Origin of the sequence: Gottfriedia acidiceleris (genome assembly GCF_023115465.1) — a bacterium.
GTDB lineage: Bacteria > Bacillota > Bacilli > Bacillales > Bacillaceae_G > Gottfriedia > Gottfriedia acidiceleris_B.
In genome coordinates, this window is sequence record NZ_CP096034.1 from 3,323,582 (window position 1) to 3,345,576 (window position 21,995).

The following is a 21,995-nucleotide window of genomic DNA, read 5'->3' on the forward strand; positions in this document are numbered from 1 at the left end:
AATTTTTTTGGAGGAAACACTAATGACTGAAAAAACAATCGAATTACAAACTGAACTTGCAGCTGAGAATTTTCAAAAAATGCTTCAATATTTGTTAGACAATCAATTACAAATTCAACAATGGACAGAGTCTTTATTTCAAGAACAAGCAAAACAATGGAAAACGTTAAACGAGCAAGTTCAAGTACAACAACAAGAATCTTACGAGCAGTTCCAAGAAATGATTAAGTTATTAAATGAAATTAAGCCTACAATTAATCAAGAAACTTATGAAAAAACTTGGAAAAAATTATTTGATCAGTTCGCTCCATTTCAATCTTTATGGACAAATATGAATCAAAACCCATATCAACCGTTTTTTCAAGCTATGAGTACATTTTCAAATCAACAACAACAATTTTTTCAACAATTTTTTAAACAACCATTAAATAGCACACCTTACACTGCTTGGACGAACATGTACCAACAGTTCCAAAAAACACAAGAAGATTGGTTTAAAAACTTACAAGAATTCTCATTCACTAAACTATAATCAATATAGTTAAACAATTTTCTTGATTAGCTAGACATTTCATCAAGGAGAGGATGAAACAAAATGAATGTTTTCGAAAGTGCAAGACATGTACAGGAAGTTCATTTTGACTCCATTTCAGTTGGTGACGAAGCTACTCTTGAAGTTAAAATTACTGCAGAGTTAATTGAACAATTTGCTGCAATTTCAACAGATGTAAATCCAATTCACTTATTAGATGATTTTGCAAAAGAAAGCATCTTTAAAGAAAGAATTGCACATGGCATGTTGATTTGCAGCTTTATTTCCTCAGTACTAGGTACAAAACTACCCGGCAAAAACACCATCTACTTATCTCAAGAAGTATCCTTCAAAGCACCAGTAAAAATTAATGACACAATTAAAGTAATCGTCAGTGTTGTACGTAAAAGAGATGATAAAAAATTATTAACGCTTCAAACGAATGTATATAATCAAGAAAATGTACTAGTCGTTGAAGGCTCAGCGTTGGTTAAAAAGTTAACATAACCCTAATATGACTGTATTTACCAAGCATGAGAAAACCCTAAATGTAAAAAATAGAATTGTAAGCTATTACTTACAGAAAGGGAGATCATCATGACAAGAACGAATAAATTATTAGTTCCAGGTGTAGAACAAGCACTTGATCAATTTAAATATGAAATCGCTAACGAATTTGGTGTAACTTTAGGATCCGATACAACTGCACGTTCAAATGGATCAGTTGGTGGCGAAATCACTAAACGTTTAATTGCTCAAGCAGAAAGTCATTTAAGAGGTCTTTAATTGACGTAATACAAACTATATAAAATGGCTTAATATAGGGGGGAGATTTGATTCTTCCCTTTTTATTTTTAATTTTTTGGAAGAAAATAGCATTTTTTATCTTAACTAGTTGTATAGACAAGTTGAAGCTTTTAGGTTAATATTGAAAGCGTAATCATTATAAAATTTTCGGAGGGAAAATAATATGCTTAGTTTCTTACAACGTATTGGTAAAGCACTAATGCTTCCAATCGCTGTCCTTCCAGCTGCAGGACTTTTACTGCGCTTTGGACAACCCGATCTTCTAAACATTCCGTTTATGGCGGCTGCTGGTAATGCAATTTTCTCTAATCTTCCATTAATCTTTGCAATCGGTGTTGCAATCGGTATTTCAAAGGATGGAAATGGAGCCGCCGGTCTTGCTGGTGCAATCGGTTACTTTGTATTAACTGCAGGAACAACTACGATAAATAAAGATATTAACATGGCTGCCCTAGGTGGTATTATTACAGGGGTTGTAGCTGGTCTCCTTTACAATCGTTTCAGTGGTATTAAATTACCTGAATGGTTAGGATTCTTTAGTGGACGACGATTCGTTCCAATTATAACCTCAGCTACTATGCTTGTATTAGCAGGAATATTTGGTTATGTTTGGCCAGCAATTCAAGATGCAATTAACTCTGTTGGTAACTGGATTATTGATATCGGTCCAATTGGAGCTGCAGTATTCGGTTTCTTAAACCGTATTTTAATCCCACTAGGTTTACATCACGTATTAAATACAATTTTCTGGTTCAACTTAGGTGACTTTACTGATGCTGCTGGTAAATTAGTTCACGGTGACTTAAACAGATTCTTCGCTGGTGACAAATCTGCTGGTGCATTCATGACTGGTTTCTTCCCTATTATGATGTTTGGTCTTCCAGCTGCTGCATTTGCAATGATCGCTGCTGCAAAACCAGAAAGACGTAAAACTGTTGCAGGTATGTTTATTGGTCTTGCTTTAACATCTTTCTTAACAGGTATTACTGAACCAATTGAATTTGCATTCATGTTCATTGCTCCAGTACTATATACATTCCATGCAATCTTAACAGGTTTATCAATGGGTATCGTAAATGCTTTAGGAATTAAAGATGGCTTTACATTCTCAGCTGGTTTTATGGACTACATTCTGAACTACAATATTGCAACTAAACCAATTCTGTTAATCCTAATCGGTTTAATCTTTGGTGTAATTTACTTTATCGTGTTCTACTTCGCAATTAAGAAATTTAACATTAAAACACCAGGTCGTGAAGACGAAGATGTTGAAACTGATGAAGTAACAACTGAAATTGGTGATTCTTTATACCTACAAGCTCTAGGTGGAAAAGAAAACTTAACAAATATTGATAACTGTACAACTCGTTTACGCTTACAAGTAAAAGATGCTTCTAAAGTAAATGAAGCTCTTCTAAAAAAAGCAGGTGCTCGTGGAGTTATTAAGCTAGACGATAAAAACGTACAAGTAGTTGTAGGTACAAACGTAGAGTTTGTTGCTGAAGACTTGAAAAAACAAGTTAAATAATTGAAATGAAAAGCTTGTCCATTTGGGCAAGCTTTTTTTGCTTTTAAGGTTTTGTTTATGTGGAATTAAACTATACTTACTCAATTTGAGTTATCCCATCATAAATAGAGAAAAAAAGTTCAAAATACCTTTATAATATTGAAGCGAACTTCACATTAAATGCATATTTCCTTAATAAAATTAAACAAAGGGTTTTAATTTACATAAAGTAGGTGGCTAGAATGGAAAGAACGTACTTTATTACTGGATTTCCTGGATTTATTTCGAAGAATTTACTCATCAAAATTCTTGATAATGAAATGTCTTTTCAAAAAATTTACTTACTCATTCTTCCTAATACCGAAAAACAATGCCGAGACTTTTTATTTACATTAGATCAAAAGTATCCAGATTACACTCTTTTAAAAATAGAACTTATATGTGGTGATATTACCAAGAAAAACTTTGGGCTCAGCCTAAAAAACCTTAACGGACTTTTTAATGATATAACGGACTTATTTCATTTGGCTGCAATTTACGACCTTGCAGTTCCTAAAAAAATTGCATATGAAGTAAATGTGAAAGGAACAATAAATGTAAATGAATTTGCACTTAAACTGAAATCTTTGAAGCGTTACACCTATTTTAGTACTAGCTATGTCTCAGGAACTCGTGAAGGAAGAATTTATGAACATGAGTTAGAAATGGGACAAACATTTAAAAACTTTTATGAAGAAACGAAATATTATGCTGAAATAGAAGTTGAGAAACTAAAAACACAACTTCCAATCACGATTATAAGACCTGGAATTGTAGTTGGTCATTCAGAAACTGGTGAGACAAGTAAATTTGATGGACCATATTTCATTTTAAACTTCTTCACAAAACTTCGCTATTTACCTATACCTCAAATAGGTAAAGACAATGCTTATTGTCATTTCATTCCCATTGATTATTTAATTAATGCTGTTTATTATTTGAGTCATGCAGAAATCGGAGTTAATAAAACTTATCAAATTACAGATCCCTTTCCTTACCATGTACAAGATGTGTATAAAGAATTTCTTTCCTATTATTTAAACAAGACTACCGTAGGCATAATTCCAATTAAATTTATTAGTCCTCTCCTTTCAATTCCATTCATTAGACGATTACTTAAAGTTGAAAAAGAAGTTTTATCTTATTTTAATTGTAAATCCGAGTATGATTGTATTAATACATTAACTGATTTACAAAATACAAATATTAAATGTCCAGACTTTAAAGATATACTCCCTGTTATTACAAATTATTATAAAGTGCATAAGTCAGTAATTGAAAAGCATGTATTAAGGTAAACCCAGGTTATGTAATTTTAATTCTATATATATGAAGGAAAAGTTTAAAGGACACTAATTAATTAGTGTCCTTTTATTCATAAATAGCTCAATTTTAGTGTTTTGTATCTTTTCTTCTATTATTAATGATTTTTACATTTTAAAAACGCAACTATGTGCAATTAACCTCTTTTTATAGCCAAATCCATTTTCTTTCCTAAAACATAGCTTATATTCTAAGGATATTTGATGAAATTATTGATTTTTACATTCTTTTAATCATTCCCCAAAGGATTTTGCCAATATAAAACCGTATGAAACTGCTCTAGTACATCAATAAATAATGTCAAATCATTCACACTCAATACGTTTATTACAGAATGATTACAATCGTAACTGGATAACAACAAAATTGGATTTTTCTTCCTGTATTATAACGTGAAAATATGACGTTTTCTTAACTTCAAACTTTTTTAATGGAAATTTTAAGCAAAAATTTACGATACTTGTTTAATATTATTCTAGTAAAATAGTTGTCATTACAACGATTTTTTTTGTTTCTGTACTAAAACAGTACTACCAAAAAAATCCTCAAATTTGCCTCCCCATTATTTCCCATAATTATGTCATGCTTTTTCATGCTAAAGTATTACTTGTACAGCGAGACAATAACCAAACAAATGGAGGAATAAGACATGAAAAAAGTAATCTCATTATCAACATTGGCTGCTACTCTACTAGTAGGTGCTCCTGTAACTGCAGTACACGCGGATACAATTAATAAGGATACAAAAGCATATACTCAAAAAGTTGATTTAAATAATGTACTATTTAGCTACTTTAATCTACCAAGCTTAAACACTACTAACGGTAAAGTAGATTTATCTAAATTTGGTATTGATATGACTAAGCTTCAAGATTCAATTAAACAACAATTAGAGGCTCAACTAAAACAAGGTAATAGTTCAAATACAACTACAAAACCAACAGTACCAACGACGCCAGCTACACCGGCTAAACCATCAACACCAACAACAAAACCGACGGTACCAACTACACCATCTAAACCAACAACGCCGACAACACCAACTAAACCATCAACACCGTCAACAGAAACACCATCAAATTCAGCATCATTATCAGCTTATGAATCAAAAGTAGTTGATTTAACAAATGCTGAACGTACAAAAGCTGGTTTAAAACCATTTACTGTTAATGCAACATTATCTAAAACAGCACGTTTAAAATCACAAGATATGACTGACAAAAATTACTTTGATCACACTTCACCGACTTATGGATCACCATTTGATATGATGAAACAATTCGGAATCACTTATAACTATGCAGCAGAAAACATTGCTAAAGGTCAAAAAACACCTGAAGAAGTAGTTACTGCTTGGATGAACAGTGCTGGTCACCGTGCAAATATCTTAAATCCTAACTTAACTCAAATTGGTGTGGGTTATGATTCAAGATCAAATGCTTGGACTCAACAATTTATCGGTAAATAATAACTAACATTATATAAAGCTGTATTAAAAGTAGTCCGTTTTTGCGGACTACTTTTTTATTATGTGAAAAATAATTTTGATGTATTCAAACATTATTTGATTGCTCCTCTTACTAACTTTCCTCGCAACCTTTCCATTAATGTGGAATCAATTTCTTCAATTGCAGAGTTATTTTTTCGAATTCCAGAACCGAAATGTATTTCTTCTACATTCGTAAATGCAATGAAGTCTGATACATTTTCAATGGATAATCCGCTTCCTGCTAAAATTTTTATATTCGATTCATTTGTCAGTTCGATCATATTTTTTATAGTTTCTTTCCCATCAATTGCACTAGCAACACCGCCTGATGTTAATACATGCGTTATCTCAGGGTATTGTTTTAATGTATCAATAGCTGATAACAGATCATTTGATTCATCTATTGCTCTATGAAATGTAAAGTTCATATCTTTAACTCGACCTGTTACTTTTTTTAAAAGATTTTCATCGATTGTATTCTCCTTTGTCAAGGCTCCAAAAACGATACCTGCTGCTCCGAGCTCATTACATACATCAATATCGCTTAAGATTACTTCTTGATCATACTGATCATATATAAAAGAACGACTATGTGGTCGAATCATTACATGTACTGGAATTGAGACACTTTGAACAACCTGTTTAATTGTCGCGTAACTTGGTGTCAATCCTCCCTCTTTTATTCCAGTAACTAATTCGATGCGATTTGCCCCAAACCTTTCTGCATCAATTGCATCTTTTACGTTTGTGGCAATAACTTCTAATAACATTTCATTCATCTCACTTTTCGTTAAGTATTTGTTTTATGTCCGACGGGTATGGGATATCAATCGATAAATGTTCTTTCGTAAAAGGATGTGTAAATTGTACATTACTAGCGTGTAATCCTTGACGTTTCAATAATATTTGTTTCCCACCATACAATAGATCTCCAATTAATGGATGACCTAAAAAACTTAAATGAACTCGGATTTGATGTGTACGGCCAGTATCTAACTGACATTCTACTATCGTTACATTCAACTTTGATAGATATCTTATTTTTTTATAATGTGTGATTGCTTTATCGCCTTTTGGTGAAACCCTTCGTCTAGTAGGATGGTGTCGGTCCCTTCCGATCGCTTCATTTATTGTACCTTTAAGTGATTTAACATTCCCTTCAACTATAGCTGTATATGTACGTTTTATTTTACGTTGACTTAACATCGAATCTAGAATTGCACTACTTAATGCATGTTTAGCAAATACGACTCCACCGGTAGTGTCTTTATCGAGGCGGTGTATATGGCGTACTTTTGTTTTTAATCCATTTTTTTGAAAATGAAATGCTACCGAATTTGCTAATGTATTTAACTGTCCTTTTTCATTCGGATGTGTGTCGACTCCAAAAGGTTTATTAGCAATGAGTAAATGTTCGTCTTCGTAGCAGATCTCAATAGATTGTTCCTGTGGAATTACACCATAATCTTCTTCTATGTATAATTGCATTTCAACTTGGTCACCACTCGAAAGGATTGTATTCCAAGGTTTAATTTCTCCGTTTATCCTACAACCTTTTGCCATCCTTAATTCATGTAGCAACTTCTTTGGAAACTGCCAAACATTTTTTAAATATGACTCTACTGTTAGATTTTTATGCTCAACACCTATTATTACCTTAAACCATGGATTTTGTTGCTTTAACTCCATCTTTTAATCACCACTTTCAATATGACTATTATATCAAAATATAATTAGTCAAAAAAGAAGCACCTGTTTAGGTGCTCCTTAATGAAAAGCTTAAATTCATTAACATCCTTTGAAAGCATTCAGATAAACTTCTTCTAATTCTTTAACTAGAGGTAGCTTCGGATTTGCAGTGGTACATTGATCTTCGAAAGCACGATCAGCTAAATATGAAACTTTTTCTAAAAATTCTTTTTCAGTAACTCCTTGTGCTTCGATACTCATATTTATATTTAGTTCCTTAGCTAACTTAATAACTGATGCAATTAAACTTTCAACGCCTTCTTCAGTAGTTGCAGCTGGAAGTCCTAGGAAACGAGCAATTTCAGCATATCGTTCATCTGCAATGAAATGCTTATATTTAGGGAAAGCTGTAAACTTAGTTGGTTTTTTTGCATTATATCTTATTACATGTGGCATTAAGATTGCATTTGCTCTGCCATGAGGGATATGGAATTCCGCTCCAATTTTATGCGCTAAACTGTGGTTAATTCCTAAGAACGCATTTGCAAATGCCATACCAGCGATAGCTGATGCATTATGCATTTTTTCACGTGCTTCAAAATCGTTTCCATTTTCATATGCTTTAGGCAAATATTTAAATACTAATTTTATAGCTTGTAATGCTAATCCATCTGTATAATCATTAGCTAGAACACTTACATAAGCTTCAATTGCATGTGTTAATACATCCATACCTGTATCTGCTGTAATGCTTTTAGGAACTGTTGATACGAATTGAGCGTCAATAATTGCAACATCAGGCGTTAATTCATAATCAGCTAATGGATATTTAATATTATTAGCTTTATCAGTAATTACAGCAAAAGGTGTAACCTCTGAACCAGTACCAGAAGTAGTTGGTATTGCTACAAACTGAGCTTTACGACCTAATTTAGGATATTTATAAGCTCTTTTTCGAATATCTAAGAATTTTTGTTTAGGCCCGTCTAAAGTAGTTTCTGGGTATTCAAAAAACATCCACATACCCTTGGCTGCATCCATTGCTGATCCACCGCCAAAAGCGATAATTGTATCGGGTTCAAATGATATCATTCTATCTGCACCCTTCATTACAGTAACATCTGAAGGATCCGGTTCTACATCTGAAAAGATTTCTATCTGAATATTTTCTTGTCTTTTCTCTAGATAATATTTAATCACGTCAACATAACCTAATTTAACCATTGCTTCGTCTGTTACAATAAATGCTTTTTTAATATTAGGCATTTTTTCTAAATACTGAGTTGAATATTTTTCAAAATAAATTTTTGGTGGCAGTTTGACCCATTGCATATTCATATTTCTTCTTCCTAATTTTTTAATATTTAATAAGTGTACAGTTGTCACATTAGTCGATACAGAGTTTTTACCGTGTGATCCACAGCCTAATGTAAGTGAAGGAATAAATGCGTTATATAAATCCCCAATTCCACCATGTGCTGAAGGAGCATTCGCAATAATACGACATGCTTTCATTCTTAGTCCGAATTCTTTTTGAATTTCTTCATTATTACTATGAATAACTGCCGAATGGCCTAATCCACCTAGCTCTAACATTTCTTCACAACGTTTAAACCCTTCTTCTTTTCCATCTACTTTTATAATTGCTAAAACTGGACTAAGTTTTTCTCTTGTTAAAGGTTCATTTGCACCAACGCTTTCACATTCAACGATAAGAATTTTTGTATCAACTGGTACATTTACTCCAGCTATTGTTGCAATTTCGTAAGCAGATTTTCCAACAATGTCCCCATTTACAGCACATGTAGCTTCATTTATGACAAGCTTTTCTAATTTCTTTTTATCTTCTTTTGTAGCAAAATAACAATTATTTGCTTTTAACTCTGCTTTCACTTCTTCATAAACTTCTTTATCTACAATAACTGCTTGTTCAGAAGCACAAATCATTCCATTATCAAATGTTTTTGAAAGAATAAGATCATTTACTGCACACTTTATTTCAGCAGATTTCTCGATATAGCATGGTACATTACCAGGGCCAACACCTAAAGCAGGTTTTCCTGTACTATAAGCCGATTTAACCATTCCAGCACCACCTGTTGCTAAAACAAGTGCTACTCCTTCATGATTCATTAAACACTTAGTTGCTTCAATAGATGGGACTTCAATCCATTGTACACAGTTTTCAGGTGCTCCAGCTTTTATTGCCGCATCACGAACGATTCTTGCTGCTTCTCTACTACATTTTTGTGCGGAAGGATGAAAAGCGAAAATAATTGGGTTTCTTGTTTTAATCGCAATGATTGCTTTAAATAATGTTGTTGATGTAGGATTAGTTGTTGGCGTTACACCTGCAATTACCCCAACAGGTTCAGCAATTTCTGTTATTCCTGTTTGTTGATCTTCACTTATGATCCCAACCGTTTTATTATCTTTTATTGAATTCCATATATATTCTGTAGCAAATATATTTTTTATAATTTTATCCTCATAGATTCCACGCCCTGTTTCTTCAACTGCCATTTTTGCTAGTGGCATATGTTGATCTAAACCTGCTAGAACCATTGAATGTACAATTTCATTGATTTGAACTTGATTAAAGTTTTCAAATTCCCTTAATGCTTTTTGTCCTTTTACTACTAATTCATTTACCATTTCAGAAGCGTTACTTATTTCATTGACAATTTTTTCTTGAACAGCCATTTGGCTCTCCTCCTCTGATGTTGGACATTAATTATCCCAGTAGGGTTCAGAACGTCCCGTTTATCAATCATCTATTGTGAAACATTTCACATTATTGTTTACAAATATAATATATATCATTTTTATTGAAAATACTATGTCTATTTTGTGAAATATTTCACATTATTGATTTCCATCTACTTATTAGTTTTTACATTTTGTAGATTTTTGTTAATTCTTTTCTTTTTTCAAATATTTTTGCATATGATAAAATTAAGAATAAGTTCTCATAGAACTTATTCTTCACCTGTTAGATTTTTCTAACAAAACTGGTAAAAAGGACGTGTAACCATGATTGCTCGAAGGAGCATTTGGCAACGTAAAGACTTATCCTACACTTAGCAGTTTTAATTTAGAGAACCAAAAGAACTCTAAAATAAAACTGAAGGTAGGCGAAACTATGGTTGACAGGCGATTATGTTATTTCTTCAATGATATATAGCTATGTAGTTAGAAAGGCAAAAAACTAACTACGAGCTCTATATGTACGTAGTTAGTTTATAAGATGTACTTTTAACTACTAACTACGAAAAGAGGAAATAACAATGAGTAACAATCGTTTGGGTGAGACCTTAATGATTTTAATTGGTTCATTTATTTTAGCCACTACACTGTATCATTTTCATTATCAAAATAATTTAGCTGAAGGTGGATTTATTGGTATTGCTTTATTAGTAAAAAACGCACTAAATATATCACCTTCAATTACAACTTTGCTACTCGATATTCCAATTATATTGATTGCTGGTTTGTATTTAGGTAGAAAATTATTATTCAATACTACCATCGGAGCCATCTCGTTTTCTGTTTTTTATTCTATAATAGAAAAAACATCTTCTAATATTACATTTAACTTTGGAAATCATCTTTGGATACCCGCTATTTTAGGTGGAATTTTCGCTGGACTTGGTTTAGGGTTAATTCTAAGAAGTGGTGGAGCAACTGGTGGAGATGATTTAATAACAATCATAATGAGCAAAAAATCAAAAATATCGATCGGTAAAGTATATTTTATTTTTGACGCTGTAATTCTTCTTTGTTCACTATCCTACCTATCATGGAATGAAGTAGGATATACAATTCTTTCTGTTGCAATTTGTGCGAAAGTAACTGAATTGGTCTATGAAAGTAAATTTCAAAAAAAATCTGTTACAATTAAAACGAATGAAAAAAGATTACATGCCTAATGCATGTAATCTTTTTTTGATTCAGAAAAATCGGTGAGCTCATTTAGAACATTTTCAGCAGCTAAATCGTAAAGACAATCTTTAAAAAGTATTGCCAGTCTTCGATAATCATTATATTTATCTAATAGCTCGTCCACAGATGAGGCTTCAACCATGTTTGATTTCTTTAGATCTTCTTGCTTTTTAGCAAACTTAATTGTAAATGTGCCTAGTTTTTCAAACATTGAACCGTAGAATTCATCAAAGTTCGATACGCTTACTAATTCATCTTCTTCAGCGTCAACTTGAAGACCATCAAATTCTCGTAAGAGTTCGTATATAATGCTACTGTACTCATCATTTAAATAAATACTTTTTTCGATCCTGTACCCGATCACTCGATAGAAATGACCATCGTTCTTTACAAATTGAACAGTATCATTTATTTTAAACTTAAAATACTTAAACATTGAACTTCACCCCTACCAATGTCTTTTATCATACTATTTACATAACACCATAGATACTATACAGCCAAACTTGACAAATTTAAAAATCTTGGCTAAATTCCCTGCATTCTTGAAAATGATTTAGAATATTGGTAACCTATACGTACAATACCCACTTTTTTAACAACTTTAAATCATAATTTAGGAGGTGTGCTCTTCCTTGTTAACCGAAAACGACAAACTTCTTCTAGATGATTTAACAAGTTTAATGATTCGAGTTCGAAAAAATTGGCAAAAAACTGATGAGGAATTAAAAAACTCCTTAACTCCACCAAAATATTTGCTTTTATATTTAATATATAAAAATCAAAAACTTACTGCTTCTGAACTTGGAAGACAAATTGGATTATCTTCAGGTTCTATTACAACAGCTGTGAATAAATTGGTTAATAATCATTTAATATCTCGAAAAAGAGATAGCCGTGATCGAAGAGTTACATGGCTTGAATTAACTGATGAAGGAAAACGTTTAATTGAAGAAAACTTCAATTTCCGTCAAGAATTGTGGCTAAATTTATTCGAAAATCTTTCGCATAGTGAAAGAGATCAATTTCGATTTTTATTAAACAAATTAATCTCAAACTAAAAAGGTTATCTCTTCTGAGATAACCTTTTTAGTTTGGAATATTATTTGCCAGTTTTTAATTCTGTCCAATACTTATCATATAATTCTGTTTGGTCCCCAACGTCCTTAATCCAGTTGGTTGCATCAGTTTGTTCTTTTGTTACATTAATATACGGATTTTGTTTATACCCCGCTGAATGATAAGATCCTGATTTACTATTTGGATCAGCATAACCAATCGCCTCATAATTTTGTGCACTTACTTTTGGATCATATAGATAGTTAATAAACTTTTCAGCTAAATCTTTTTGTTTTGCATCTTTTGGTATTGCTAAAGTATCTGCCCATCTTGATGATCCTTCTTTTGGTACAACCCATTTAATATCTTTAAGCTCTTTTTGAATATAAGCAGCATCTCCGGACCACACTTGACCAATCCATGCATCTTCTGTAATAAACTTTTGTTTCACCGTATCTGTGTCGAATGCTAATAAGTTAGGTGTTAATGTTTTTAAATTGTTATAAGCTTTTAGTAATTCGTCTTCATTTGTTGAGCTATTTGAATAACCATTTTTAATTAATCCCATTCCAAATACTTCTCTATTATCATCAAGTAAAGTTACATGACCTTTGTATTTTGGGTTCCATAAATTATCCCAGCTATCTATATTTTCTTTTACATATTTTGGATTATAGGCAATCCCCGTTAATCCTCCAGTATAAACAACTGAATAGTCACCTTTTGGATCAAACTCTTGATTTGTATATTCTGGTGAAATATTATTTAAATTTGGCATCTTACTTTTATCCAATTTAGCCAACATATTTTGATGAATCATTAGTTTAACCATATAATCTGAAGGCTGAATTACATCATAATTCGAACCACCAGCTTTTAGTTTTGCATACAACTCTTCATTACTTGCAAAAACTTGATAATTAATTTTAACATCATATTTCTTTTCAAATGATTCTAAAACCTTCTCATCAAAATTATCTGCCCAGCTATAAATATTTAATTCTTTTTTTCCAACTGAACAAGCAGATAAAAGTAAACTTACTAAGCCTAAAGAAACCATTATTGCAGCAGTTTTTCTAAATATACTCATAATGCCTACTGACTACCTCCTTAAAATTTGACACAAAAATCCAGTATGCCTTAATAAATTCTAAACCAGAAAATTTGTTTTTAAGTGGAACTAGAAAAAAGGTCACTAGAAGCACTTTTAAACGATATAGGATTTTTTCTCTGATTCTTCTTGATTATTAATACCTTTAGTACGAAAAACTTCAGAAATTACCATTAAGAAGATAATTGTAACAATTAAAATAGTTGAAATTGCATTTATTTCAGGAGTTACACCTTTTTTAACCATTCCATAAATATAAATTGGCAATGTAGTCGAACCTGGTCCTGAAACAAAAAAGCTTATGACAAAATCATCAATACTTAATGTAAAACATAAAAGTGCTGAAGCAATAATTCCAGGCATTAGCGCTGGTAAAGTTACAAATCTAAATGTCTGCCACGGTGTTGCACCTAGATCACTTGCAGCATCCTCTAAATCAGATGACATTCCTGAAAGTCGAGCTGCTAATAGAATAATGACATATGAAATACAAAAAGTGACATGGGCAATAATAATTGTGATACTGCCTAATTCAAAATGAAAATTAGTAAATAGTATTAGTAATGAAAGTCCCATTAAAATATCTGGAACGACAATTGGTAAGTAAACTAGCCCACTAATAAGATTTGAAAATTTATATTTATGCTTATGTAAGGCAAGTGCACAAATAGTACCAAGAATTGTTGAAAGGATTGTCGTTACAATTGCAATAAATAAACTATTCATAAAGGCATCAATAACTTGCGGGTTATGGAATAAATTTAAATACCAATCAAACGTAAATCCAGTCCACTGTGCATTAATCTTTGATTTATTAAATGAGAATAGTATTAATATCAAGATTGGTAAGTATAAACAAATCAAGATAATTGTTGAAAATCCAATAAGTATAGGTTTTTTCATTTATTTTTCACCTCTACTTTTATCAGCACCAATATTTTTTGTAGCTAAATAGTAAAGTCCTATTAAACCGATTGAAGTAATGACTAAGAATATTGAAAGTGCGGAACCAAATGGCCAGTTTCTTGCTGCTAAGAATTGATTTTGAATGACATTTCCGATTAAAGCAACTTTTGATCCACCCATTACATCAGAAACGACAAACATTCCAAATGAAGCAACAAAAACTAAAATACTACCTGCAAAAATCCCCTTCATCGTTAATGGAAGAGTTACATATATAAAGGTTTGAAATGGAGTAGCTCCTAAATCATTAGCAGCGTCCAATTTTCGGTTATCCAATTGCTCAATGGCAACAAAGATCGGTAACACCATAAATGGTAATAATGTATAGACCATTCCCATTATGACAGATGGTGTATTATAAAGTAGTTGTAAAGGTTCTTTTATCATCCCAAGCTGGATTAATAATGTGTTAATAATCCCTTTTGAACGAAGGATAACAATTAATGCATATGATCTTACTAAGAAATTTATCCAAAAGGGGATCGTGATTAATAATAGTAAAATCCTCTGCCATTTTTCATTTACAACTGTAGCCGTATATGCATAAGGATATCCTATCAAAAGAGTTATTATTGTAGTTACCAAAGCAATCCAAAAAGTTGTCCATAAAACTTTTAAATAAAGTGGGTCAAATACTTTTACAATATTTTCTAATGTAAATGTTTTTTCAATTTCTCCGTACATTCCATTTTTCATAAATGCAAAACCAAAAATTAATAATAAAGGTACTAGAAAAAAAACTAATAGCCAGATAATCGTAGGTGCAATTATGTATTTTTCATTTCTCAATACATAATCACCTCATCTTCCGACTTCCAACTAATCTCAACTTTATCATTTCGATTAAAACTTGTTTGATCTGGCATTTGATAGGCAATAATCGTTTGTTCATGTTTATGTAAATCAATAAAGATTTTATTTAGAGTCCCAACAAATTCTACATCTCTTATGATGCCTGAATAAGGATTATTCTTATTTGCAGCATGAGAAACTTTAATATTTTCTGGTCTAACTGCAATTTCTTTCACACCTTTATCAAAGAAATTATTTTCACCAATAAATGTAGCAACAAATTTGCTTGCTGGATTTTGATAAATTTCCTTCGGTGTGCCGATTTGTTCGATTTTCCCATTATTCATAACGACGATTCGATCACTCATGCTCATCGCTTCTTCTTGGTCATGGGTTACATAGATAAAAGTAATTCCTAATTCGCGTTGAAGATTTTTCAGTTCCCTTTGTAAATCTTTACGAAGCTTAAAATCAAGTGCTCCTAGTGGTTCATCTAATAATAAGACTTTTGGATTGTTCACTATTGCACGAGCGATTGCAACCCTTTGCTGTTGTCCACCTGATAACTGACTAGGTTTACGATTTCTAAATTCAGTTAATTGGGTTAATTTCATCGCTTCGTCAGCACGAATCTTTTGCTCTTCTAACGAAATACCTTTCATTTTTAATCCAAATTGAATATTTCTTTCAACATTCATATGAGGAAATAATGCATAGTGTTGGAACACTAAGTTCATATCCCTTTTATATGGAGGTAAACTATTAATTGCTTCTCCATTTAGTTTAATCACACCTGACGATGGTTCTTCAAATCCAGCAATCATTCTTAAAAGTGTCGTTTTCCCACAACCACTTGGGCCTAAGATTGTTAAGAATTCTCCAGAATATATTTCTAATGAAAGTGGAGAAATCACATTATTTTCACTAAAATTTTTCTCGACTTGTTCAATTTCAATTATATTTTTCATTTTCGCTTCCCATCTATATTAATATTTGTATTATTATGTAAAAATGTATAATTTATTTTCAACATATAAAAAGCCCCTTTTGTCAAGGAGCTAAGAAACTAAGTTACAATTAACCTTTATTTTAACAATTTACGAATAAACCGTAAAGCGTTTTTTGTTGTATGATATCTAATTTTCAAGTCAATTTTAGTCGTTTGTAAAAGGACACTTTTTTCATGTGTAAAAGCAGCAAAACTGTACTCCCCATGATAATTTCCTGAACCACTTTCTCCTACCCCACCAAAAGGTAAATTCGGATTGGCCATATGATAAAGTGTATCGTTTACACATCCGCCACCAAATGGAACTCTCTCAATTACTTTATTTGCAATCTGTTTACTTTCTGTAAAGACGTATAGTGCCAATGGCTTAGGGTGTTGATTAATTTCATTGATTACTTCATCTATATTTTCATAGGTAAGAATTGGTAAAATGGGACCGAATATTTCTTCAGACATAATTGGGGACTCCCAAGATAAATCAGAAATTAAAGTTGGTTCGATTTTATGAGATGATTGATCAAATTCCCCACCATGTAGGATTTCACCATTATTCAAAAATTCAACTAAACGATTAAAATGACGATCACTGATGATCTTTGTGTAATCATCATTTAACAAAGGCTGATCACTATAAAACTGAACAATTTCATTCTTTAATGCATCTATAAAATCCTTTTTTACTGATTTGTGGACATAAATATAATCTGGAGCAATACAAGTCTGTCCTGCATTTGTAAATTTCCCCCAAACAATTCTTTTCGCAGCTAGTTGGATATTCGAATCGTTGTGTACAATTGTTGGGCTTTTCCCACCTAATTCAAGTATTAATGGCGTTAAATTTTTACTTGCTGCTTCCATCACAATTTTTCCAACTTGAACACTGCCAGTAAAAAAGATGAAATCAAACTTTTGTTGTAATAATATCGTGCTTTCTTCGATTCCACCATCAACTACCGCAATATAATCTTTATCAAAATTATCATTGATTATTTTATTAATAATGATTGATGTATTTGGCGTTAATTCTGATGGTTTAATAATAGCAGTATTTCCCCCAATTATTGCACCAATTAATGGAGCCATCGTTAATTGAAAAGGATAATTCCAAGGTGAGATAATTAATGTTACTCCATATGGTTCTCTGTAAATATATCCTTTTGTACCAATATGCGTAATTGGCGTTTTAACTTTTTTAGGTTTCATCCATTTTTTAATATGTTTGATTGCTTCTGATATTTCTTTTAAAGTAAATCCAATTTCAGTCATATAGGCTTCAAAATCTGACTTATTTAAATCTTTTTTTAAGGCTATTTTTATTTCTTCCTCGTTCTCTACTATTGATTTATATAATTTTCTTAATTGATCAATTCTAAAATTTGAAGTCTTAGTAGAACCAGTCTGAAAAAATGCTTTTTGCCTAGTTACTAATTGTGTTATTTCAGATGCTTTATATGTACTTTCCAAAATTATCACATCCTTTTTAAGTCCAATAGTTTAAACGTATAATCTAATGCTAATTTAAAATCACACATAAAGTCAATATTTCTGTGAATACTATGATTAATAGTAACTAGTGTAGGAAGCGAAATATTAACTTTGTTAAGGGAATGTAAAGATATTGTAAATTTGTAAATTAATTAAACGTTTTTAATTGATTAATTTCAAAAACCAATTATTATTATTAACGTAGCCTTTACTTTTTTCGACATTTTTACATAGTTTCTGACATTTTAAAATTAACTGACAAATGTGAAGGTGATAATAAATTATATGTTTTAGTTGGAGGAATCATAATGTTTTTTGGACAAAAAAAGGATGTATTCTTTGAAAAGCTTTTAAGTATCGCGGAGAACTTGCACGTATCATCAAAGTATTACGTTGAATTTAAAATAAAAAATGCAAGCGACTTAAAGAAGTTTCAAGAAGAAATGAAAGAATATGAAACAAAAGGTGATAAGTTTATTCACTCTTTAATCGTTGAATTAAACAAAACTTTTATTACTCCAATTGAGCGAGAAGATATTTTACAACTTGCAATGAAAATGGATGATGTATTAGATGGATTTGAACATTGTTCAGCACGATTTGAAATGTATTCAATCACTTCTGCTGATGAGTATATGGTTAAATTCGTTGATATTCTTCAAAAAGCTGTTGAAGAAATTTTACTTGCAGTTAAATTACTTTCAAATAAAAAATTATTAGAAATCCGTGTTCATGCAATTAAAATTAAGGATTACGAGTCTCAATGTGATGAGCTATTACGTACATCAATTAAACAATTATTTATGAATGAAAAAGATCCAATTAAAATTATTCAGTATAAAGAAATCTACGAAAATCTAGAATCTGTAGCTGATAGTGCGCAGGATGTTGCAAACACACTTGAGCAAATTATCATGCGAAATGCGTAAGGAGTCATAAAATGGAGCATTTATTTTTACTTACGATTTTAATCGTGATTTTTGCATTTTTGTTTGATTTTATTAATGGATTCCATGATACTGCAAATGCAATTGCAACGTCAGTTTCAACAAAAGCATTGAAACCACGTACAGCTATTTTATTAGCCGCAATAATGAATTTCATTGGTGCGATTACATTTACAGGTGTTGCAAAAACGATTACAACTGGTATCGTTGATCCGATTACGATTGAGGGATCAAAAGGACTAGTTGTCGTAATTGCAGCTTTATTAGGCGGTATATTTTGGAACTTATTAACTTGGTATTTTGGAATTCCAAGTAGTTCTTCTCATGCAATCATTGGTGCAATAGCTGGTGCAGCTGTCTCTGCAAAAGGATTTGACGTTTTAGAGGCGGACGGTTTTATTAAAATTATCGAAGCTTTATTAATTTCTCCTGTTATTGCAATTACGCTTGGTTTTATCGTTATGACAATTTTAGCAGCTATTTTCCGTCGATCTAACCTTTCTAAAACTAATAAAGGCTTTAGATTAGTCCAAATTTTCACTGCTTCTTTACAGTCATTTACTCACGGTACAAATGACGCACAAAAAGCAATGGGGATTATCATGATTGCTTTAATTGCCGCTAAAATTGAACCTGCAGGTGCAGATGTTCCTTTATGGGTTCGTATCGGTTGTGCTTTGGCAATGGCTATTGGTACATCAGTTGGTGGATGGAAAATTATTAAAACTGTTGGTGGAAAAATCATGAAAATCCGCCCGATTAATGGTGCAGCAGCTGACTTATCATCAGCAGCTATTATTTTCACATTTACTGCTTTACATTTACCAGTAAGTACAACTCACGTAATTTCTTCTTCTATTATGGGGGTAGGTTCTGCTCAACGTGTTAAAGACGTAAACTGGGGTACTGCTCAACGTATGGTAATAACATGGATTATTACCATTCCAATTTCAGCAACAGTAGCTGCAATTTTCTATCAAATTTTAAAACTAATCTTACTTTAATAAAAAAAGGCGAACCGTAAAAAATACGATTCGCCTTTTTAATTTACATATATTCTCTTTTCCTTTTTGGCTTTGTAATAAAATAAATTAGCACTAAAAGTAAAATTACCGTTCCTGCAATTACGAATGTATTCATAGAAAGGATGGTTGGTCGGTCATATGATTTAGCAGCTAATAACTCAGTACTGAAAAGTTCTTCGTTATTCGTCCATACTTCAACTCTACCAAGTTTTTGATTTTTAGAAATACCATTTTCCTTGTATGACTTATCTATTGCATGTAAAGGTTTTATTTTAATATGATAATTTGTATTCGTGCCTAGTGCAGTCAAAAAGGATAAATCGCTTGGTATTTTTGTTTGAATTAAATTTTTTTTAATTTTTAATTCTCTTTGCCAATCACTCTGTTTTATAAGCGTTTTTTTATGGATTCTTGAAAATGCATAAGAATCTAATAACTTAATATCTTGTAGATATTGCGGTTTTGATGAGCGCAATAAAATATTAATAATCATTTGGCCGTCTTTTTTATCTATTTCAATTAAAGTATTCCTAGCAGAATCAGTATATCCAGTTTTCCCTGCATAAAAGTAAGGATTTTTAAACATTTTTCCACGATTAAAAATATATACATTCTTTTGCTTAGATGTACTAATACGAGCATCTTTTGTACCCATTGCTTGAATAATTAATGGGTATTTTAAAGCTTCCTTTGTAATCATAGCTAAGTCATGTGCAGTTGTATAATGATTTACATTGTGAAGACCATTTGGATTCATGAAATTTGTATGATTTGCGCCAATCTTTTTTGCTTTTTCATTCATCATTTTTACAAAGTTGTCCATATTTCCGCCAACTCGTTCACCAATAGCATAGGCTAAATCATTCGCACTTAAAATCATCATTGTTTTTAATGCTGTATTTCGATCTAAAACCTCACCTTCAGAAAAAAGAATTTGGGAATTACTCTTTTCTTCTTTTAGGCTTTTTTTTGTCATTTGAATTTTATCATTCTCTTTTAAATGATCCATCATAACCATTGCGGTCATTATTTTAGTTGTGCTAGCTGGGAAATCAACTTTATTTGCATTCTTACTATAAATTACTTCCCCACTATCAGCCAATATTGAAATTGCCTTATCACTAAATAGGTTTATTTCGTCTGCATGTACAGTTTTTTGAATAAAGAAGCTACTAATTAAGCTTACACTAAGACATAATTTCATAATATTATTAAAAGTAGATTTCATGAACACTAAATCTCCTTTGAACTTTTTTCATTTCGTTATTTCGTACAAATAACATTACTCAAATTTAAATAACACCACTAGATAAAGAGGCGTGGTTTGAAAAAACAATAATGCACCTATTATAACCTTTTCATACGGATGTCTCAACTTACTTAAATTAGTAGTATTTTTAGTTAAAATAAAATATATCGGTTATTTCCCGGAAAATCGACAAATCTAATACTTTAATTTTTCAATATATTTTAATCCCTCCCTTTTGCTTAAAGGTGATAAATTAGTTTTTTTTAAAAATAATTCAACCTCTATAGGATTTATATAGGAATACTCTCTTAAAGCCCAACCTATTGCTTTTTGAATGAAAAATTCTTTGCTTTCTTTGAGTAGACGGCAATAATGAAATAAACGTTCCTGATCCGTTTTCTCCTTAAACTTCATTTGAAATAATAACGCTACTCTATTCAACCACATATTATCCGAAGAGATCCACCTGTTAGCGTGCTCATCAATCAGTTCTGGATAGATTAAAAAATGATAACTAATTAATCGTCCAGCAATCGTATCAACAGTATCCCACCAAGACTTTTCGACTACTAGTTGTTCATATAATTTAATCCGTTCGAGCTCTGCTTTTTTATACTGGCGATCTAAACATGTTAATGCAATATATTGAAATTCTCTTTCTTCTAAGCTCCAAATATCTATTATTGAATCTAAGTTTGGTGGTTCACCATTACTCATTCGAAACTGTCTAAATAGTACATTTCGTTCTGGAGCTTTAATTCCTAAAAATGTAAATCTATTTTTCATATAAGCTTCCATTGCAGGCCGATTTTCATTATTTATATGTTCCTTAAAAAATCTCATTAACTCTGTTGAATAGTTATCCATTCTACACTTCCTACTGATGATTAATTATCATCTTTAAATTTTTACTCAGCATCGCAACTTATTAAATGCAATTTAAATCTTTTCTTCTATTATAAATGAGCATAAAGTTTAATGAAAAGTGTATAAGGTAAAATTATGTAAATTTTCCGAAGATTAG

20 protein-coding genes and 1 pseudogene are annotated in these 21,995 nt (G+C 31.4%); 10 read left to right on the plus strand and 11 right to left on the minus strand.

What is annotated here, in order from left to right:
* Window positions 1-22 precede the first annotated feature (22 nt).
* From MY490_RS15870 to MY490_RS15895, 6 genes are all read left to right on the plus strand, one after another.
* A complete protein-coding gene (locus MY490_RS15870) occupies window positions 23-532 on the plus strand; it encodes a hypothetical protein (protein ID WP_248266548.1) in 510 nt (169 codons plus the stop codon).
* Window positions 533-595: 63 nt separating this feature from the next.
* Entirely contained in the window at window positions 596-1,039 is a 444-nt protein-coding gene (locus MY490_RS15875; protein ID WP_248266549.1) for a MaoC family dehydratase, read from the plus strand.
* A gap of 90 nt (window positions 1,040-1,129) precedes the next feature.
* Window positions 1,130-1,318, plus strand: a complete 189-nt coding sequence (locus MY490_RS15880; protein WP_069035487.1) for an alpha/beta-type small acid-soluble spore protein — start codon at window positions 1,130-1,132, stop codon at window positions 1,316-1,318.
* 184 nt (window positions 1,319-1,502) lie between these two features.
* Entirely contained in the window at window positions 1,503-2,867 is a 1,365-nt protein-coding gene (nagE, locus tag MY490_RS15885; protein WP_248266550.1) for an N-acetylglucosamine-specific PTS transporter subunit IIBC, read from the plus strand.
* Window positions 2,868-3,088: 221 nt separating this feature from the next.
* Window positions 3,089-4,183: an SDR family oxidoreductase gene (locus MY490_RS15890; protein WP_248266551.1), complete on the plus strand. Its 1,095-nt coding sequence runs from the start codon at window positions 3,089-3,091 to the stop codon at window positions 4,181-4,183.
* Between the two features lie 674 nt (window positions 4,184-4,857).
* Entirely contained in the window at window positions 4,858-5,676 is an 819-nt protein-coding gene (locus tag MY490_RS15895) for a CAP domain-containing protein (RefSeq protein WP_248266552.1), read from the plus strand.
* A gap of 92 nt (window positions 5,677-5,768) precedes the next feature.
* Here MY490_RS15895 and MY490_RS15900 read toward each other — a convergent pair whose 3' ends face one another.
* From MY490_RS15900 to adhE, 3 genes are all read right to left on the minus strand, one after another.
* On the minus strand, window positions 5,769-6,467 hold the full coding sequence (locus MY490_RS15900; RefSeq protein ID WP_248266553.1) for a copper homeostasis protein CutC: 699 nt from the start codon (window positions 6,465-6,467) through the stop codon (window positions 5,769-5,771).
* Between the two features lie 10 nt (window positions 6,468-6,477).
* A complete protein-coding gene (locus MY490_RS15905; protein ID WP_248266554.1) occupies window positions 6,478-7,386 on the minus strand; it encodes an RluA family pseudouridine synthase in 909 nt (302 codons plus the stop codon).
* Between the two features lie 99 nt (window positions 7,387-7,485).
* The gene (adhE, locus tag MY490_RS15910) at window positions 7,486-10,089 is read right to left on the minus strand and encodes a bifunctional acetaldehyde-CoA/alcohol dehydrogenase (protein WP_248266555.1); all 2,604 of its coding nucleotides are present in this window, start codon (window positions 10,087-10,089) and stop codon (window positions 7,486-7,488) included.
* Between the two features lie 614 nt (window positions 10,090-10,703).
* Between adhE and MY490_RS15915 the strand changes: the two genes are divergently transcribed.
* The gene (locus MY490_RS15915) at window positions 10,704-11,315 is read left to right on the plus strand and encodes a YitT family protein (RefSeq protein WP_432707086.1); all 612 of its coding nucleotides are present in this window, start codon (window positions 10,704-10,706) and stop codon (window positions 11,313-11,315) included.
* A 250-nt stretch (window positions 11,316-11,565) separates the two neighbouring features.
* On the opposite strand, the pseudogene MY490_RS22370 reads toward MY490_RS15915, so the two are convergent.
* Window positions 11,566-11,764 (minus strand): annotated as a pseudogene (locus MY490_RS22370) (histidinol dehydrogenase); the annotation flags it as partial.
* 199 nt (window positions 11,765-11,963) lie between these two features.
* On the opposite strand from MY490_RS22370, the gene MY490_RS15925 reads away from it, so the two are divergent.
* Complete coding sequence (locus MY490_RS15925) at window positions 11,964-12,389, plus strand: MarR family winged helix-turn-helix transcriptional regulator (RefSeq protein WP_248266558.1); 426 nt, start codon at window positions 11,964-11,966, stop codon at window positions 12,387-12,389.
* A 41-nt stretch (window positions 12,390-12,430) separates the two neighbouring features.
* On the opposite strand, the gene MY490_RS15930 is transcribed toward MY490_RS15925, so the two are convergent.
* The 5 genes from MY490_RS15930 to MY490_RS15950 all read right to left on the minus strand — a co-directional run bounded on the left by MY490_RS15930 (window position 12,431) and on the right by MY490_RS15950 (window position 17,729).
* Entirely contained in the window at window positions 12,431-13,477 is a 1,047-nt protein-coding gene (locus tag MY490_RS15930; RefSeq protein WP_248266559.1) for a polyamine ABC transporter substrate-binding protein, read from the minus strand.
* Window positions 13,478-13,594: 117 nt separating this feature from the next.
* The gene (locus MY490_RS15935) at window positions 13,595-14,401 is read right to left on the minus strand and encodes an ABC transporter permease (RefSeq protein WP_248266560.1); all 807 of its coding nucleotides are present in this window, start codon (window positions 14,399-14,401) and stop codon (window positions 13,595-13,597) included.
* On the minus strand, window positions 14,402-15,253 hold the full coding sequence (locus MY490_RS15940) for an ABC transporter permease (RefSeq protein ID WP_348983769.1): 852 nt from the start codon (window positions 15,251-15,253) through the stop codon (window positions 14,402-14,404).
* Complete coding sequence (locus MY490_RS15945; RefSeq protein WP_248266561.1) at window positions 15,250-16,224, minus strand: ABC transporter ATP-binding protein; 975 nt, start codon at window positions 16,222-16,224, stop codon at window positions 15,250-15,252. The genes MY490_RS15940 and MY490_RS15945 overlap by 4 nt, the downstream gene beginning before the upstream one ends.
* 116 nt (window positions 16,225-16,340) lie before the next feature.
* On the minus strand, window positions 16,341-17,729 hold the full coding sequence (locus MY490_RS15950; protein WP_248266562.1) for an aldehyde dehydrogenase: 1,389 nt from the start codon (window positions 17,727-17,729) through the stop codon (window positions 16,341-16,343).
* 329 nt (window positions 17,730-18,058) lie between these two features.
* Between MY490_RS15950 and MY490_RS15955 the strand changes: the two genes are divergently transcribed.
* Window positions 18,059-18,679 (plus strand): DUF47 domain-containing protein, encoded by a 621-nt coding sequence (locus tag MY490_RS15955; RefSeq protein ID WP_248266563.1) that lies wholly within the window; start codon window positions 18,059-18,061, stop codon window positions 18,677-18,679.
* Between the two features lie 11 nt (window positions 18,680-18,690).
* Window positions 18,691-19,701, plus strand: coding sequence for an inorganic phosphate transporter (locus MY490_RS15960; RefSeq protein WP_248266564.1), 1,011 nt, complete (start codon window positions 18,691-18,693; stop codon window positions 19,699-19,701).
* 43 nt (window positions 19,702-19,744) lie between these two features.
* Here MY490_RS15960 and MY490_RS15965 read toward each other — a convergent pair whose 3' ends face one another.
* The gene (locus MY490_RS15965; RefSeq protein ID WP_248266565.1) at window positions 19,745-20,950 is read right to left on the minus strand and encodes a D-alanyl-D-alanine carboxypeptidase family protein; all 1,206 of its coding nucleotides are present in this window, start codon (window positions 20,948-20,950) and stop codon (window positions 19,745-19,747) included.
* 216 nt (window positions 20,951-21,166) lie between these two features.
* A complete protein-coding gene (locus MY490_RS15970) occupies window positions 21,167-21,838 on the minus strand; it encodes a DNA alkylation repair protein (protein ID WP_248266566.1) in 672 nt (223 codons plus the stop codon).
* Between the last annotated feature and the right edge of the window lie 157 nt (window positions 21,839-21,995).